Below are 17,038 nucleotides of genomic sequence, written 5' to 3'. Positions count from 1 at the left end.
CGAAAACATCCCCGCCTCCGCAAAAGATGCCTCCCGAGCCCCCGGCCCCGGCAAAGAGTCAAACTCCCAGGCAACAGGAGCAGGCACCGGATCCAACACCAACGCCCAACCGCCCGGATTAGTCGACAACTCCTCTTCCAGCGGCGCCGGAGGCCCCGACAGCGCCGTTGTCGCGTGAGGGCCCGAACCGGCCGCCGAGCTTGCGAGGCGATTGCCGGTACGAGGCGCGAGCGCAGGCGCCAAGGGGCCTGTGGCGCCGCCGCCCGCGGCCGAGTTAGCACGCAGAGGGACTCCGGCTGGCGACGCACCCGACGAACCCAGGAACGCTTCCACAGCCCGCCGCCCGAACACGAGGCCTTCGAGGAGGGAGTTGCTCGCCAAGCGGTTGGCGCCTTGCACCCCGGTACAGGCCACTTCCCCGGCAGCCAGGAGCCCGGGAACGGAGGTGCGGCCGTGGAGGTCGGTCACCACGCCGCCCATCCAGTAGTGGGCCGCGGGTGCCACGGGGACGAGCTCTGTTGTCCAGTCAACTCCGGCTTGGCGGGTGCGTTTGCTGAGGGTGGGGAATCGCTTGGCCAGGAAGCCGCAGCCCCGCTGTCCTTCGATCACGGTGGCGTCGAGGAATACGTGGCCGTTGGGGTCCCCGAGTTTTGCCAGGTGCAGGGCGATGGTGCGGGAGACGACGTCCCGGGGTGCGAGTTCGGCATCCGGGTGGTAGTCGGGCATGAAGCGGTGACCGGTGGCGTCTACCAGGATGGCGCCTTCGCCCCGCACTGCTTCGGAGATGAGCAGGGGGTCATTGTTGCCCTCGGCTTCTCGGGCTTCCTCAGGAAGCACCATGCAGGTGGGGTGGAATTGGAAGAACTCAAGGTCGGCGACGGCGGCACCCGCACGCCATGCGAGCGCCAAGCCATCTGCTGTTGCCACGGCGGGATTGGTGGTTTGCGCGAAGAGTTGTCCGGCTCCGCCGGTGGCGAGCAGGACGGAGTCACCGTGGACGCCGTGGTGCCGCCCGTCGTGAAGGAAATTGGCCCCCACCACACGGCCACCCTGCTCGCCGCCCAGGGAGAGCGACGTGACGTGGGCGTGCCCGATCACTTGGATCTTTCCTGCGGCTTGGAAGTCCAGGACTGTCCTGATCAGCGCGGCCGCCACCCCGGCTCCTGTGGCGTCGCCGCCTGCGTGCAGGATGCGGGGAGCCGAGTGGGCGGCTTCCAGGCCCAGCGCGGGATCACCGTCGACGTCGAGGTCGAAGCGGACGCCGAAACGCCCCAGCCCTGCGATGTCCAAACGTGCCTCGGTGCACAACACCCGTACCGCTTCTTCGTTGCAGTGGCCGGCCCCGGCTTTGAGCGTGTCCGCGATGTGGGCTGCCACGGTATCGCCGGGGGCTGGATCGTCCAACACGGCGGAGATCCCGCCTTGGGCGTAGTAGGTGTTGCTGTCCGCGAGTGCGCCTTTGGTCAACAGCACCACTTCCGCGCCGGCTTCGGCGGCCAGCAGGGCTGAGTACAGTCCCGCTATGCCGCTTCCGACGACGACCAGCCGCTGGGGTGCAGGCCCGCCAGGAAGGCTCTCTGTAGTCATGTGGGGCTCGATTCGGCTCGTCGGGTGTGTTGTGCCCGGATAGTGATGCCGGCTTGGTGGTGCCGGTTGTTTAGGCAGGCTTGGCTGCCAGCATGCGTTCCAGCGCAATTTTGGCGTTGTCCTGCACGGAGTCGTCAACGGTGATGCGGTTGACGATGCGTCCCTCCACGAGTTCCTCCAGGACCCAGGCGAGGTAGCCGGGGTGGATGCGGTACATGGTGGAGCACGGGCAGATGACGGGGTCGAGGCAGAATATGGTGTGCTGCGGGTTTTCGGCGGCGAGCCGGTTCACCATGTTGATCTCGGTGCCGATGGCGAACGTGGTGGGTTCGGTGGCGGCTGCGATGGCCTTCTTGATGAAGTCGGTGGATCCTGCGGAGTCTGCGGCGTCCACTACCTCCATGGGGCATTCGGGGTGGACGATCACGTTGACGCCCGGGAAGTCTTGCCGGGCTTTCTCGATCTGGCCCACGTTGAAGCGCTTGTGGACTGAGCAGAAGCCGTGCCAGAGGATGACCCGGGAGTCCTGCAGTGTTTGTTCGTCGTTTCCGCCGAGTTCCTTGCGCGGGTTCCACATGGGCATCTGCTCGAGCGGGACGCCCAGTGCCTTGGCGGTGTTCCGGCCCAGGTGCTGATCGGGGAAGAACAGGACCCGCTGCCCGCGTTCGAAGGCCCATTCGAGCACCACTTTGGCGTTGGAGGAGGTGCAGACAATCCCGCCGTTTCGTCCACAGAACGCCTTCAGCGCTGCGGAAGAGTTCATGTAGGTGACGGGAATGACCGGTGCGCGTCCGGAGGCATCCGGCTCGGTACCGAAGAGCTCTTCCAGCTGCTCCCAGCATTCCTCCACGGAGTCTTCATCTGCCATGTCCGCCATGGAGCATCCTGCGGCGAGGTTCGGCAGGATGACGGCCTGTTCCGGTGTGGAGAGGATGTCCGCTGTCTCAGCCATGAAGTGGACGCCGCAGAAAATGATCGCTTCGGCGTCGGGCTTGGTCAGGGCAGCATTGGCGAGCTGGAAGGAGTCGCCTACGAAGTCCGCGTACTGGATAACTTCATCGCGTTGGTAGAAGTGGCCCAGAATGACGGCGCGGTCCCCGAGTGTTGCTTTGGCCGCCCGGATACGGGCGTCCAGTTCGGCGTCGGTGGCTTTTTTGTACTCTTCGGGCAGCTGGCCCTGGCGCGGCGTTGCTTTGGGAGCGACGTCGTCGATGGAGGCGCCCGGGCCATAAGCGGGTTCCCCGGCGAGGGATTCGGCGAGGTCGTATTCCCATGGGCCCCTGGCGAGGGCCGGGCTGCACGTGGACCCTGCGCGGGAGAGGCCCTTCTCGGCTTCTTCGCGGGTGATCAGCTGGACGGCAGTGTTGACGCTGCTCATGGTGTACTCCTGTTATCTGGCCCGAGGCCGGGCGTGCCGGTGAAGCGGTAGAGGCGTGGCGGGCGGTGTTTCCCGCCTTGAAGGTATTCACCGGTTTCTTCGATTTCCGGTGTCGCCTTGACGTGCCTGCGGAAGTTGGCGGGATCGAGCTGGCGATCCAGCACGGCCTCGTAGACTTCGCGGACCTGGGCGAGGGTGAAGAACTCGCCCAGCAGGTGGTAGGCGATGGACCCGTAGGCCATCTTGTTGCGGAGCCGCCACAGGGCGTAGTCCACGATTGCGTTGTGGTCGAAGGCGAGTTCTCCGAGCCTGTCCGCCCTGAACCAGCGCACATTCTCTGATTCGTCAGCGAGGGCAGCCTCGGTGGGTTGCACCAGGGCCCAGTACACGATGGAGACCACCCGCTGGGTGGGTGATCTATGGAGGCCTCCGAAGGCGTACAACTGCTCGAGGTAGTGGGGCGTCAGGCCGGTGGTTTCGCGGAGGTTCCGTGAGGCCGCATCCTGGAGGGATTCGTCATGGGCCAGGGGTCCGCCGGGAAGCGCCCACATGTCCTTGAAGGGTTCACGGATGCGCCGGACCAGCGGGAGCCACAGTGTGGGTCGCCCGGAGGTCTCGCTGGGGCGGAGCGCGAAAATCACCGTTGAAATAGCCAACGACGGCGGTGCGAGCCGCCGCTCGGCAACGTTGGCTGAGTTGGTGTTCACGCCTTTCACCTCGCTTCGTCGCCGTCCGGAACGCTCTCCAGTGAAGTGGAGCGTTAGTTAAAGTCATCTTGACTAGAACTAATGGTACGACTCAACAGGCGCTTGGCAAAATGCTTTACGTCACACTGGCTTCGCAGCGGCTTCCATCAGCGGCAGCGTCCGCCCCTGGATGTGACTGTTCAGGACTATGACAGATGAGCACCGGACCACAGACTTGGTGGCGATCATGGCGTCAAGGACACGCTGCATATCCGGGTTGGACCGCGCCGCAATCCTCACCATCAGATCCGAATTACCCGTGACCGTGTGGACCTCGATAATTTCCGGGATGGCACTCAGGCTTTCAATGATCGCGTCATGGCCGATCTCCTGGGTAATGGTGACGGAACAGAACGCCACCACCGGAAAGCCGAAATTGGCCGGATCAGGTTGTGGAACCCAGGATCCGATGACCCCGTTCTCGATCATGCGATCAATCCGGGACTGCACCGTAGCCCGGGCAACCCTGAGCACCCGGGAGGCCTCCAGCACCGAAGATCGCGGCGAATCCGTGAAGAAACGTACAATTTTTGCATCAAGCGCATCGACCAGCATCAAAGTTCCTGTCCCCGGGGATCCGTACCCATCACATCGCTACAGCAAAAAGTGATGTATCTTACAATCTGCGAGAATTATTCCACGGCTCTTGCTGCGTCGTCGACGCCCGCGCGCCAAGCCCATGAGGCCAACGCGCCAAACCAGCATGTAATCCATAGAAGGTAGACACGTATGACAACGAAGTCCATCGCGGCTCCTGCCCCCACATCCGGCCTCGGCCACTCCCTCAAGCCACGCCAGCTCACCATGATGGGCCTGGGCAGCGCGATCGGCGCAGGCCTCTTCCTCGGCTCGGGAGCAGGCGTTCAGGCCGCCGGACCGGCGGTGCTCATTTCTTATCTCGTGGCCGGCACCCTCATCATCCTGGTCATGTGGGCCCTCGGCGAGATGGCGGCCGCCAACCCGAACAGCGGTGCATTCTCCGTTTACGCGGAGAAAGCCATGGGCAAGACCGCCGGCGGAACCATCGGCTGGTTGTGGTGGTTGCAGCTGGTAGTGGTTATTGCCGCCGAAGCCATTGGAGCGGCCGGGCTCCTGTTTTCCATCTGGCCAGTCATCCCCGTATGGGTCCTTGCACTGGTGTTCATGGTGGTGTTCACCGGCATCAACCTGGTGGGCGTGCGCAACTTCGGCGAGTTCGAATTCTGGTTCGCCATCCTCAAGGTCGCTGCCATCGTGATCTTCCTGCTCATTGGCGCGGCCCTGCTCTTCGGCTGGCTGCCGAACGTCCCGTCGCCCGGCTTCTCCGCGTTCGGCGACTTCGCCCCCAACGGCATCGGCGGCATCGCCGCCGCCTTGTTCGTCGTCATCTTCGCCTTCGGTGGAACAGAGATCGTCAGCGTCGCTGCCGCTGAAACCGAGAACCCCGCCCACAGCGTTGGCAAGGCCATCCGTACGGTGGTGTGGCGCATCCTGGTCTTTTACATCGGCTCCGTCTTCGTGATCGCAGCCGTTCTCCCTGTGGGCTCAGAGGGACTAAAGTCTCCGTTCGCCGGCGTGCTGGACCTCGCGGGCATCCCAGGCGCCGGTGCCGCCATCACCTTGGTAGCCGTGGTCGCCCTGCTGTCCGCCCTCAACGCCAACCTGTACGGCGCCTCCCGCATGATCTTCTCCCTCTCTGAGCGCGGCGAAGCGCCTCGCTTCCTGTCCCGCCTGAGCGGCTCCAAGGTTCCTGTGGCCGCCGTCGGAATTTCGGTTGCCTTCGGCTTCATTGCCACAGTCCTTGAGCTGTTGTTCCCGGAGAAAATCCTGCCGGCACTCCTGAACCTGGTGGGCTCCACGTGCCTGGTGGTCTGGGGTACTGCGCTGGTTTCCCAGTTCATCCTGCGCCGCAGGGCTGACAAGGAAGGCACCGTACTGCCATTGCGCATGAAGGGCTTCCCGTTCCTCACCATCGTGGGACTCGTCCTCCTGGGCCTCATCCTGGTAGTGGGCTTCGCCAACCCTGAGAGCGCCGGACAGCTGATCGGAACATTCATCCTGATCTTGGTCATCGCCGCTGGCTGCTTCATCAACGCCAAGTCCAAGGCCGCCAAGCAGCCCACGTCGGTAGAGTAGCTGTCTGCTCATCACCATCCAGACGTCCCGCACAGTTTGTACTGTGTGGGACGTCTTTTTGTGCCCAAATTGTACAAAGTGTTCCGTTTGAACTGAGCTGATTGCACATACCCCGGATGGGTGACTAGGGTCACAGCCATGACTACCAAAGCCGTGCGGGGAGCCGTCGAGGATGACGCGGCCCCGCTGACCCACCATCAACTTCGTGAGCTATACACCCTGATGGCAGCCGTCCGGCACCTGGACACCTCAGCGGTTGCCTGGCAGCGCCAGGGCATCATCCCGGGATACGCGCCGGAGCTCGGGCAGGAGGCCGCGCAGGTAGGCAGCGGCTACGCCGTGGACCGGACCCGCGACTTCGTCTTCCCCACCTACCGTGAAATGGGTGTAGCCCGGGCCATGGGCTTGGACATGGTGGGATACATGTCCACGCACAAAGCCACCTGGCACGGCGGCATGTACAACCCGTTGGAATCCAGGTTCGCCCCCATCCAGGCAGTAGTAGCAGGTTCGGTCCTGCACGCCGTCGGTTGGGCCCACGGCCAAACCCTGGCTGGCCACGCAACGGGTGACATTGGCGTGGCCATGACCTACTTCGGCGACGGCGCCTCCTCCCAAGGCGACGTGCACGAAGCCATGAACTTCGCCGCCGTCATGAAGTCCCCCGTGGTCTTCTTCATCCAGAACAACGGCTGGGCAATCTCGGTACCCACAGAACGCCAGGTAGCCGGCGGCTCCGTCGCGGCGCGGGCTGCAGGCTATGGAATTCCTTCCGTGCAGGTGGACGGCAATGACGTGGTAGCCGTCTTCGAAGCCACCCGCTCCGCCTTCGCCCACTGCCGTGCAGGCAATGGTCCAGTGGTGATCGAGGCAATGACCTACCGCCGTGGTCCACACTCCACTGCCGACGACCCCGGCCGCTACCGCACGCTGGACGAGGAACGCCTCGACGCCGGTGAGGACCCGCTGGAGCGCTTCAAGCAGCGGCTCCTGACCGACGGCGTGGCCGACGAAGCGTTCTTCGCAGAGGCACAGCGCCTGGCGGAAGAGGAGGAAGAAGCCGTCCGTGAGGGCATAGCAGAGCTGGGTCCCCGGCCCGGCGCTGAAATGTTCAGCCTGGTCTTCCAGGAACCAACGCCCGCCCTTCAATCGCAGGCCACCGCGTGGCGCGAGGAGTCCGAACATGTCTGAGACCATTACTGCCGCGCCGGGTATTGAAACTGCCGCCGCCGGCGTTCGCCAGATGTCCATGCAGCAAGCACTCAACCGTGCACTCGATGAAATCCTGGCCGAAAACCCTAAAAGTGTCATCTTCGGCGAGGACTGCGGCAGGCTGGGTGGGGTCTTCCGCATCACCGACGGCCTCCAGGCCAAGCATGGTGAGGCCCGCGTCTTTGACACCCCGCTTGCCGAGTCCGGCATCCTCGGCATGTCCGTGGGCTTGGCCATGGCTGGCTTCCACCCCATCCCCGAGGTCCAGTTCGACGGCTTCGCGTATCCCGCCATCAACCAGATCGTCTGCCAGATCGCCCGAATGAATTACCGCAGCCGCGGCACGCTGCCCATGCCCATCACCCTGCGTGTGCCCAGCTTCGGGGGTATCCGGGCACCCGAACACCACGGAGAGAGCCTGGAGGCGCTCTTCGCGCACGTCCCGGGGCTCAAGGTGGTTTCGCCGTCCACTCCGCACGACGCCTACCATCTGCTGAAATACGCCGCATCCCGGCCGGATCCGGTGATTTTCATGGAACCGAAGTCCCGCTACTGGCAGAAGGGACCGGTGGATGTCACCAACCCCCTTCCAGGCACAGCAGCCCACGACGGCGATGCGGACAACAGCGGCAGCCTCACCGGCGCCCGGGTGGCCAGGGAAGGCCGCCACCTCACCCTCGTGGCGTGGGGTGCCATGGTTTCCCGATGCCTGCAGGTTGCCGAACTGGCAGCCGAAGACGGCATCGACGTCGAGGTCCTGGACCTGCGCTGGCTGAAACCGATCGACGCCGAAGCATTGGCCACCTCCGTCGGCAAGACGCGACGCGCCGTCGTCGTCCACGAAGCGCCGCTGACCTCAGGCCTGGGCGCCGAAGTGGCCCAACTCATTACGCAGAGCTGTTTCGCAACCCTGAAGGCGCCGGTGGAACGTGTCACCGGCTTCGACGTGCCTTATCCCTCCGGAGACCTGGAGGACGAATACATCCCCAACATCGACCGCATCCTCTTTGGGATCCAACGCGTACTGGAGTACCGCCGTGGCTGAAATTTCCTTCCCGCTCCCCGACCTCGGCGAGGGCCTCATTGAAGCAACCGTGCTGGACTGGCTCGTGGAGCCCGGTCAGCAGGTGGAACGCAACCAAGCGATTGTGGAACTAGAAACCACCAAATCAGCGCTCGAATTGCCCAGCCCGCAGGCGGGTAAAGTGGTGCGTATTCACGGTGCGCCCGGCGACACGATCAACGTTGGCGAGCCGCTGATTGTGTTCGAGGTTCCGGACGACACCGCCGGGATCGTGGGCACTGTTCCGAAGGACGAAGCACCCAAGCGCCGGGTCCGCCTGAGCGCCGTACTCGATGAGGACTGACATGATGACCGGCAGGCACACCATGGAGCAGCACAGGCACACAGTAGAGGGCACGGACCCCGGACTGTTCGTGGAAGTCCATGAGCCGGCCACCGACGCCGGCCTGCGCCCTGTGCTGCTGATCCACGGCTTCTCTTCATCGACCAAACTGAACTGGGTGGACAGCGGCTGGATCACCACCCTGCAGGACGCAGGACGCCGGGTGATCACCGTTGACCTCCCCGGTCACGGCCGGAGCCACTCCCCCGAGGACCTGGATTCGTACACGCCCAGCCGCATACGCGCCGACCTGCTCCAAATAGCGACCGACGCCGGAGCCCGGCCCCTGCGCGACGGCGACCCGTCCACTGGACTGGATGTGATTGGCTACTCGCTCGGTTCGCGGCTGGCCTGGGAATTTGGCGCCACCCAGCCGGACCTGGTGCACCGCATCGTCCTGGGCGGCCCAAGTTCGGCGGATCCGCTGGCCGCTTTCGACCTCGCCGCCGCCCAACGTCACCTGGCTGACGGCACGCCCATCGAGGACGCGTCCACGGCCGGGCTGCTGAAGATGGCCCAGATGCTGCCCAGCAACAACCTGTTCGCCATGTTGTCCCTCATCGAGGCGATCAAGGGCGAACCTTTCGATCCCGCCGAGGCCGCCCCTCACACGCCCCTCTTGCTCGTAGCAGGCGAGAAGGACGAACGGGCAGCCACCATGCCGGAACTGGCCTCCATTGCCGGCAAACGCGGCGGGATGGTGGAGACCCTGGTGATCCCGGGGCGCACTCACACCAACGTGATCACAAGCCGGGCCTTCAAGGAAGCCGCCGTTCAGTTCCTCGGCGTCTAGTTCGAAGCGGTCCAGCCTCTCAGCGGGCCAGTCGCTCAGCATTCAGGCTCATGCGCTCCAACACGCTCAGGGCCATGGCGTACTCATCAATGCCTATGCCCATGGACAAGTCCTGGCGCGCGTCTTCCACCAGCCGCTGGGCCTGGTGGTACTTTTCCCGTCCCCGTTCGCTCAATGCCAGCCGGTGGTCGATCATGATGATCAGTCCATGCCCTACCAAGGCGGCGAGTTCCCGCTCGCGCATCCGGGTATCGCCACCCCACAGCGGCTGGAGGATGCCCTCCAGCTGTTCGGGCAGCATGGCGCCCTCCGAAAGGGCTCCCAAGGTGTGCCATTGACGCCGGGTGAGCTTGATCCGCGCCAGGGTGGCCTCCAGCTGGACTTCCAATGCGGCGTCGAGCCTCTTGATCCAATATCCGATGGGCTTGTTCACAAGGCCATGCTTTCAGCGGGGGCGTCACCGGGCAAGGAGTGGACGGTAGGCTTGGACATGCAACGAATTACGTGGAAGTGGAGCAGATGGGCATGCGTTTCAAGGACCGTGCGGAAGCCGGTCGACGCCTGGCTGAAGGACTCCCCCAACTGAGGGAACGGCCTGACACCATTGTCCTGGGCCTGGCCCGTGGCGGAGTCCCGGTAGCCGCCGCAGCAGCTGCAGAGTTATACCTGCCATTCGGTGCCGTACTGGTCCGCAAGCTGGGCATCCCCGGCCGTGACGAGACCGCTTTCGGGGCACTGGCGTGGTCGCAGGGCGACGTCCTGCGGATGGTCAACAGGCCCCTGAAGGAACTCATTCTCGCCCACGGAATCTCACAGTCCGCTTTGGATGCCGTGGAAGCCCGTGAACGTTCCGAACTGACCCGCCGCGCAAAAACTTATCCTGGCATCGAGCACAATCTTCGCGGAAAGACAGTGGTGCTGGCCGACGACGGACTGGCCACGGGGGCCACCATGCGGGCAGCCGTAGAGGCGGTCCGGGCCGGTGGTGCCGCCGTGGTGATAGCCGCGGTGCCCGTGGCGTCGCTGGAAGCCTCAACGTCCCTGGCCCGGGTCTGCGACGTCGTGATGGCCCTGCACACGCCGGGCAAATTCCATGCTGTTGGCGCTTTCTACGAACACTTCGGGCAGTTGACCGACGCCGACGTCGTAGGTCAACTGGAGGATGCGAGGGCCAGCGGCCGCAAATAGCCACTGGCATCCACCACGAAAAAGACGGGTGCGGTCCCTGTGGACCGCACCCGCCTTTTTGCCCTCTTTAATGGTGAGCCTTAGTGGTGAACGCTGTATCCCAGCGGACGGCCACGGGTTTCCTTGGCGAGAATCACGCCAATGGCGGAGACCACGCAGAGAACCATGATGTAGATGCCCACCGAGCCGGACCACTTGGTGGTGTCCAGGAGGGCCTGGGCGATCAGCGGAGCGAAGGCGCCGCCCAGGATGGCACCCAGGGCGTACCCGATGGAGATTCCTGAGTAGCGAACCTGTGCCGGGAACATCTCGGCGTACATGGCGGACATGGGACCGTAGGACAGGCCCAAGCCGATGGTCAGGACGAACAGGGCGGTTCCGTAGAGCAGGATGTCCTTGGAGTCGATCAGGATGAACATGGGAATCATCCAGGCAAAGACCAGACCATAGCCGATCAGGAATGTCTTTACTCTGCCGATCTTGTCCGACAGCCAGCCGCCCACCATGGTGAAGATCAGCCAGCCGAATGAGGCGACGGTGGTGGCGAGCAGGACCTGCGGGGTGGGCATCTTCAGAGTACGTGTGGCGTAGGAGATGAAGAAGGCAATCAGCAGGTAGCCTGCAGCGTTGTTGGCGATGAAGATCATGGCCGCAAGGACAACTTCCTTCTTGTTCTTACGGAAGAGCTCGCCCAGGGGCGCCTTGCTCTCAGCCTTGCGCTGGGCGATTTCCTTGAAAACCGGGCTCTCACCAACGGCACGACGGATCAGGTATCCCACCACAATGAGGACCACCGACAACAGGAACGGCACACGCCAGCCCCATGACGCGAAATCTTCCTTGGACATTCCCGACTGCAGCAGGAACAACAGCCCGGTGGCCAGGATCATCCCGATGGGAACACCGATCTGCGGATACGCGCCGAAGAGCCCGCGCTTTTTGAGCGGCGCATGCTCCACAGCCATGAGTGCAGCACCGCCCCACTCGCCACCGGCGGAGAACCCTTGGACCACGCGCAGGGTGATCAGCAGGACAGGCGCCCAAACGCCGATGGTTGCGTAGGTGGGCAGCAGGCCGATCAGTGCAGTGGCAGCACCCATCATGACCAGTGTCATGACAAGCACAGCCTTACGGCCCATCCTGTCTCCGAGGTGTCCGGCAACGAAGGCTCCCAGTGGCCTGAACAGGAAGCTGATGCCGATCGTGGCGAAGGACAGAAGCTGGGCTACTCCCGGGTTGGACTTCTCCAACGGCGACAGGAACAACGGCGCCAACAGGGTTGCCGTCAGCTGGGCGAAGATGAAGAAGTCGTACCACTCAATGGTGGTGCCCACCAACGTCCCGGCCAGTACCCTGCGCTCCTCGCGCTTGCTGCTGGGTCCTGACGGAGAGTCGACAGTGGAAGTTGCGGTCATTGGAACTCCATGTGGGTGAGAGTGACTGGTCGGCACGTGACTTGCATTAACCGACAGAACGGTCAGTTAGGAAAGAATACTACAATCTGTGAGCCAAAGCACAGACCCCTAAGGTATGGGCCACCATAGAATGGTTCGCATGAATCCCCGCAGCGACGTCAAGGGTCCACCTGAAGCACCAACCCAGGTTCCGCCGTCGCAAACCCTCTCACGCGGGATCCGCGCGCTGGAGATCCTCGCGGCCGCCGAAAGGCCCCTCAGCATCGCCGAACTCACCGAGGCCCTGGGCGTTCACCGCTCCGTGGCGTATCGCATCCTGCGGACACTCGAAGACCACTCGCTGCTGGTGCGTGATGACTCCGGACGCGTCCAACCCGGCCCGGGACTCGCGGTCCTGGCCAGCGGCGTCTCACGGAACCTCCAGACCGCGGCCCTTCCCGAACTCACCCAGCTTGCCAACACCCTGCACATGACCGCTTTCGTCGCCGTATGGGACCACCAGGAATGCGTCACCTTGGTGACCGTGGAGCCACGACACTCCGGCGCCGCGCTCGCCCAACACCCAGGCAGCCGCCACCCGGTCAGCACCGGCGCTCCCGGGATCGCCATCCAATCAACCATGACCGAAGAACGCTGGCAGCAGCTGGGAGCCCCCAACCCCTACCGCGCCGAAGCCCACGAGGCGCGCCGCCTCGGCTACGCCACCAGCCACGACGAAGTCATCGCCGGACTATCCTCCATAGCAGCCCCCATCAAGGTTCCAGGCGGACGGCCGGCCGCCATCGCCGTCGTCTACATCCGCTCGGACCAAGACCCCGACGCTGTCGGCAAAGCGCTCGCTGCCAGTGCTGCCCGCATTGAAAGCCAACTGGCCTGAAGCCGCACCCGTTTGAGCCCTCCCTCACCGACCAGCACGTTTTCCACCCAGGGGCCCTGGAACGTCACCACAACTCACGCTCAGCGCACACTCCGGGGATGCAGCCCACCGAAGCAGTACATGAGCTGAAGAAAACAAGGAAGCCCCGGCGACACTCGCCGGGGCTTCCGATCGTTCCGCCGGGAGTCAGTCGTCGGCGCCGTGGCCGATCCGGGCGTACAGTGCCGGCTGCGAGCGCCGCAGCCGCAAACCCCAGATGACTCCAACAACTCCGGGCAACAGGACCAGCATCGGTAAGACAAACGTGACAGCCGTCGACTCAGTCTGTCCCAGCAGGACATTGAAGTTGGCCATGATGAGCACGAAGACCACGGCGAGGAGCACGAATCCAAGGCTTGGGGCGATCACCCTGACCCACAGGCTCGCGCCGTGCTTTTCCCGGCGGAAGAAGCCGATCACTGCTACAGAGACCACTGTCATCAGCAGAACGAGGCCGATTGCGCCACTGTTGGTAAGCCAGGTGAACATGGTCAGGACGGGGTAGAGTTCGCCGAGTTCGGAACCCGAGCCGGCGATGGCGAAAGCAATGGTCACGACGACGGCAATCACCGTCTGCGCCAGCGAACCGGCGAACGGCGCCCCGCTTTCGGTCCGCACCTTGGCCAGTGCTGACGGAAGGACGCGCTCGCGGCCAAGGGAGAAGAAATAGCGGGCTACTGCGTTGTGGAAGCTGACCAGCGCGGCGAAGAGGCTGGTGACGAAGAGGATCTGGGCGATGTCGCTGAGCAGCACGCCGCCGTGAGTACCCAGGAACGCGAAGATCATGTCCGGGCCGTTGGTGGTGGCCGCCTCGATCACGGCGGACGGCCCCGCTCCCACGGTCATGGCCCAGGCAGAGACGGCGTAGAAGACAGCGATGATGGCGACGGCAGCGAAGGTGGCCCGGGCTACGGTGCGTTTAGGGTCCTTGGACTCTTCACCGTAAATAGCGGCGGATTCGAAGCCCATGAAGGCGGCAATACCGAAGGAGAGAACTGCTCCAATCCCGGGAACGAACAGGCTTTCGGGACTGAACGTTGCTGCTGTAACGCCCTCGGGGGCCACCGCAAGGCTGATGACGTCGTACACAATGACCACCAGGAACTCGAGGGCAACCAGAACGCCAAGAACCTTGGCGGACAGGTCCACCCTGTTCACTCCCAGCCACCCAACGATTGCGATGCACACCAGCACGGGAATCCACCAAGGAATGCTCACGCCAAGCCGGGCGGACAGCAGTGAAGAGACGGTGAAACCGAACAACCCGTAGATCCCCACCTGCATCAGGTTGTAGGCCATGAGGGCAATCAGTGATGCTCCCACGCCTGCCGGCCGTGAGATGCCCTGCGCGATGTAGGCGTAGAACGCCCCTGCGTTGGTGACGTACCGGCTCATTGCGGCGTAACCGACGGCGAAGAGCGCCAGGATTGCGCCCAGGATCAGGAAGGACAGCGGCACGCCGGTGACGCCGGTGACCGCGAAGGTGGTGGTTACGCCGCCCGCGAGCACGGTCAGCGGCGCCGAGGCCGCGATAATCATGAAGGTTACTGCCGGTACGCCGAGCCGCCTCTTGGGGCCTACGGCCCCGGCGGTCCTGCCCTTGACGGGGTTGTCCACGCTCATAGTGTGCTCCTGCCTTGGTGCCGCGGGAGATTGCGCGGCACGGTGTCTGTCATTCCGCAATCTTCCACCGCAGGGCCCTTGCGTGACTTGTCTCACACGGCAGGGTGTTTGTCGCTGCACGCAAGCACGGACGTACACGACCCCCGGTGTAGAATCGTGGGCAAGCTCACGTCCGCACAACCGGCATTCCCGCCCCAGTGGCAGCGGCGCCGCGGGCCATTGAAAGGGAGTTCGATGACCGTCGCGGCTGATACGGGCCCCGCAACCGTGGAAACCATCGTGGCGGAGTCGTTCCAGGAATGGAGCAAAGCAATCTCCAACTCCTTCGTACCCCTTCTGGCAACGGGCCCCAAGAGTTCATCTTTCCAAGGCTCCACCTTCCACGGCATCATGCGTGCACGCGTTCTGGGACAGATCTCCGTGGTGGAAATTGCCGCCGGTCCCCACACTGTATTGCGCACTCCGGAGTTGATTGCCAAGTCCACCGGGCGCTTCTTCAAGCTCAGCATCCAGCTCGCAGGCTCGGGCCGTCTGGTTCAGGACGAACGCGAGGCCGTGCTGCGCCCCGGTGATCTGTCCATCTACGACACCTCCCGCCCTTATCAACTAACGTTCGACGACGAGTTCCGCACTTTGGTGCTCATGTTCCCGCACGTCCTTCTGGACCTGCCCGCCGAAGCCATGGGACATGTGACTGCCTTGAGGATTCCGGGCGATGAGGGCCTGGGCGAACTCATCAGCCCCTTCCTGGTCAAACTGGCCGACAACCTCGAGGCACTTTCCGGCACCAATGGGCTCAGGTTGGTCCACAACGCGTTGGACCTGGTCACCACACTTTTCAACGGTGAACTCGATCAGCTGATCGAGACGGGCCGCGATCCGCATCTGCTGCTGCTGGGGCGGATCCACGACTACATCGAGGCCAACCTCGGTGATCCCGAACTCTCGCCCGGAACCATTGCCGCTGCCCACTACATCTCCACGCGGCATCTGCACGACCTCTTCCAGGAAATCGGGACAACAGTGGCTTCCTCCATCCGGCAACGGCGACTCGAACGGTGCCGGCGGGACCTCAGGGATCCGGTGCTGAGTGATCGACCCGTGACGGCCATCGCAGCGCGGTGGGGGTTCACCGATGCCGCACATTTCAGTCGCATCTTCCGCGCGGCGTTCGGGAACTCCCCCACCGGCTACCGCAACAGCCACTGACGGCTCTCTGGACCACCAAACCCAGCGGCCGTCGTCGGGCGTGGCTCGGCTAGCCTAAGGTTGGCGCTTCATCACCAAGGACGTGAGAACACCCAGCAGCAACAGGCCGGCCGCAGCGGCCATCGACACGACGAACGCCGCACCCGGTCCCTGCGTTTCAGCCAACTGCCCGGCCAGGTAGGAGCCCAAGGCTGTACCAGCCACGATTCCACTTGCGAGCGCCGTCATCACGGTGGCCATGCGACCCGTCGGAGCCACCACGCCGCCGATGCTGAAGACAGTGACCATCACAGGCCCCACGGGGATGCCCAATATCAGCAGGACAAAAATCATGGGCCAAATGCCCGCAGGGAGAAGCAGCAGAAGCGACAAAACGGACATCGCCAGTGCCGCGACAACCCAGCGGGACGCCAGGCTGAACCGTTGCGGCCAAAACGCTACCGACAACGCCGCTACAGCTGAACTGAGGCCCATCACCGCATACAGGAGTCCAGCAATTTCTGCCGTGGCGTACTGCGCCGAGAAAGCACTGAGCGCATTCTGTGTGGCCCCGAAAAAGGTACCCATGCACACCATGGCAACCACCGGAACGGCCACCACGGCTCCGGCCCAGCGGTGACGCCGTTGAGGGGCCACCTGGGTGGATTGCGCACCTGAAGACTCCTGTCCGAGGGAAGGCACGACGCCGGTACGCGGCTTCCGGGGTGCCGGTTCCACCGCCTGCTGGCTTGGATGGACCGCAAAGGCAGGAACAAGGGTGATGGTCATGACCGCGGCCAAAGCGAGCGGCAACCATGGCGCCACCATGCTGGCCAAGACACCCACCAAGGCAGGACCCAGCACGAAGGTGACCTCGTCCGCGGTGCCTTCATAGGACAATGCGGTGTCCAGGTCAGCCCGGTTGGCTGCGACGCTTCTCCCGCCGCTGGCTGCAGAAGGGGACAAGTTCCGGGTGGTCAGCGCCATCCAGCGCACACGGGCCATGGGACCCACCTGCGGACAGCTGGCTCCAGCGAGAAAAGCTGCAATGAGCACACCCACCGCGTCAACCACGGAACCGTAGCCGGGGGTGAGGTAGGCCGCAGCGAGGAGCCCCACTACGGCAAGTGTGTTGATGACCGCTGCCACAAGGAGCACGATCCGCTGCCCGGCCCGGTCGGCCAAAGAGCCCAGGACGGGAGCACCCAACGCCGAGCCGATGCCCACCGCTCCGGCCGCCATGCCGCCGATTGCGTAGGAGTGGCTGACGGCCGTGATGAGGGTCAGGGTCCCCACGGTCAGCATGGCCAAGGGAAGTCTGGCGAACAGCCCCAAGGGCAGGAAACCAGGCCCCGCCAATTCAGGGAGCCGCGCGAATCGACCCGGCAAGCGAGAGGGGCGTGCGGGGGCCGACGACAAAGTGTTTGAAGCTACAGAAGTTTTTTCCATTAATCCGGGTTCGCTAAAGGAT

The 17,038-nt window shown here is 63.9% G+C and carries 16 protein-coding genes; 8 read left to right on the top strand and 8 right to left on the bottom strand.

The features are described from left to right. The 4 genes from AR689_RS02925 to AR689_RS02910 all read right to left on the bottom strand — a co-directional run. The coding region (locus AR689_RS02925; RefSeq protein ID WP_062066527.1) for an L-aspartate oxidase at positions 1-1,587 on the bottom strand (1,587 nt) is incomplete at its 3' end. Positions 1,588-1,657: 70 nt separating this feature from the next. Further along, positions 1,658-2,965, bottom strand: a complete 1,308-nt coding sequence (gene nadA, locus AR689_RS02920; RefSeq protein WP_062066524.1) for a quinolinate synthase NadA — start codon at positions 2,963-2,965, stop codon at positions 1,658-1,660. After that, on the bottom strand, positions 2,962-3,681 hold the full coding sequence (locus tag AR689_RS02915) for an NUDIX hydrolase (RefSeq protein WP_156424513.1): 720 nt from the start codon (positions 3,679-3,681) through the stop codon (positions 2,962-2,964). Before AR689_RS02915 ends, nadA begins: the two co-directional genes overlap by 4 nt. A gap of 111 nt (positions 3,682-3,792) precedes the next feature. After that, on the bottom strand, positions 3,793-4,266 hold the full coding sequence (locus AR689_RS02910) for an Lrp/AsnC family transcriptional regulator (protein WP_014922130.1): 474 nt from the start codon (positions 4,264-4,266) through the stop codon (positions 3,793-3,795). A 174-nt stretch (positions 4,267-4,440) separates the two neighbouring features. Between AR689_RS02910 and AR689_RS02905 the strand changes: the two genes are divergently transcribed. From AR689_RS02905 to AR689_RS02885, 5 genes are all read left to right on the top strand, one after another. Next, positions 4,441-5,826, top strand: coding sequence for an amino acid permease (locus AR689_RS02905; protein ID WP_062066521.1), 1,386 nt, complete (start codon positions 4,441-4,443; stop codon positions 5,824-5,826). Between the two features lie 138 nt (positions 5,827-5,964). Continuing rightward, the gene (locus AR689_RS02900) at positions 5,965-7,017 is read left to right on the top strand and encodes a thiamine pyrophosphate-dependent enzyme (protein ID WP_062066518.1); all 1,053 of its coding nucleotides are present in this window, start codon (positions 5,965-5,967) and stop codon (positions 7,015-7,017) included. Continuing rightward, positions 7,010-8,083, top strand: a complete 1,074-nt coding sequence (locus AR689_RS02895; RefSeq protein ID WP_062066515.1) for an alpha-ketoacid dehydrogenase subunit beta — start codon at positions 7,010-7,012, stop codon at positions 8,081-8,083. Before AR689_RS02900 ends, AR689_RS02895 begins: the two co-directional genes overlap by 8 nt. Next, positions 8,076-8,405, top strand: a complete 330-nt coding sequence (locus AR689_RS02890; protein ID WP_014922133.1) for a biotin/lipoyl-containing protein — start codon at positions 8,076-8,078, stop codon at positions 8,403-8,405. The genes AR689_RS02895 and AR689_RS02890 overlap by 8 nt, the downstream gene beginning before the upstream one ends. 1 nt (position 8,406) lies before the next feature. Next, the gene (locus AR689_RS02885; protein WP_082697757.1) at positions 8,407-9,237 is read left to right on the top strand and encodes an alpha/beta fold hydrolase; all 831 of its coding nucleotides are present in this window, start codon (positions 8,407-8,409) and stop codon (positions 9,235-9,237) included. A 19-nt stretch (positions 9,238-9,256) separates the two neighbouring features. Here the strand turns inward: AR689_RS02885 and AR689_RS02880 are convergent, their stop codons facing one another. After that, positions 9,257-9,670, bottom strand: coding sequence for a winged helix DNA-binding protein (locus tag AR689_RS02880; RefSeq protein WP_062066513.1), 414 nt, complete (start codon positions 9,668-9,670; stop codon positions 9,257-9,259). A 71-nt stretch (positions 9,671-9,741) separates the two neighbouring features. Between AR689_RS02880 and AR689_RS02875 the strand changes: the two genes are divergently transcribed. Continuing rightward, the gene (locus AR689_RS02875) at positions 9,742-10,425 is read left to right on the top strand and encodes a phosphoribosyltransferase (protein ID WP_062066509.1); all 684 of its coding nucleotides are present in this window, start codon (positions 9,742-9,744) and stop codon (positions 10,423-10,425) included. Between the two features lie 80 nt (positions 10,426-10,505). On the opposite strand, the gene AR689_RS02870 is transcribed toward AR689_RS02875, so the two are convergent. Then, the gene (locus tag AR689_RS02870) at positions 10,506-11,840 is read right to left on the bottom strand and encodes an MFS transporter (protein ID WP_062066506.1); all 1,335 of its coding nucleotides are present in this window, start codon (positions 11,838-11,840) and stop codon (positions 10,506-10,508) included. A gap of 130 nt (positions 11,841-11,970) precedes the next feature. On the opposite strand from AR689_RS02870, the gene AR689_RS02865 reads away from it, so the two are divergent. Then, positions 11,971-12,717, top strand: a complete 747-nt coding sequence (locus AR689_RS02865) for an IclR family transcriptional regulator (RefSeq protein WP_062066503.1) — start codon at positions 11,971-11,973, stop codon at positions 12,715-12,717. 186 nt (positions 12,718-12,903) lie between these two features. On the opposite strand, the gene AR689_RS02860 is transcribed toward AR689_RS02865, so the two are convergent. Beyond that, positions 12,904-14,379, bottom strand: a complete 1,476-nt coding sequence (locus tag AR689_RS02860) for an APC family permease (protein ID WP_062066500.1) — start codon at positions 14,377-14,379, stop codon at positions 12,904-12,906. A 234-nt stretch (positions 14,380-14,613) separates the two neighbouring features. On the opposite strand from AR689_RS02860, the gene AR689_RS02855 reads away from it, so the two are divergent. Next, complete coding sequence (locus tag AR689_RS02855; RefSeq protein WP_062066498.1) at positions 14,614-15,588, top strand: AraC-like ligand-binding domain-containing protein; 975 nt, start codon at positions 14,614-14,616, stop codon at positions 15,586-15,588. Between the two features lie 54 nt (positions 15,589-15,642). On the opposite strand, the gene AR689_RS02850 is transcribed toward AR689_RS02855, so the two are convergent. Beyond that, positions 15,643-17,016: an MFS transporter gene (locus tag AR689_RS02850; protein ID WP_062066495.1), complete on the bottom strand. Its 1,374-nt coding sequence runs from the start codon at positions 17,014-17,016 to the stop codon at positions 15,643-15,645. Positions 17,017-17,038: the final 22 nt, after the last annotated feature.

It is taken from the genome of Arthrobacter sp. EpRS71 (genome assembly GCF_001512285.1).
Classification (GTDB): domain Bacteria; phylum Actinomycetota; class Actinomycetes; order Actinomycetales; family Micrococcaceae; genus Arthrobacter.
Note: the sequence above shows the minus strand (reverse complement) of the source record. Positions and strands in the feature narration are given on the sequence as shown.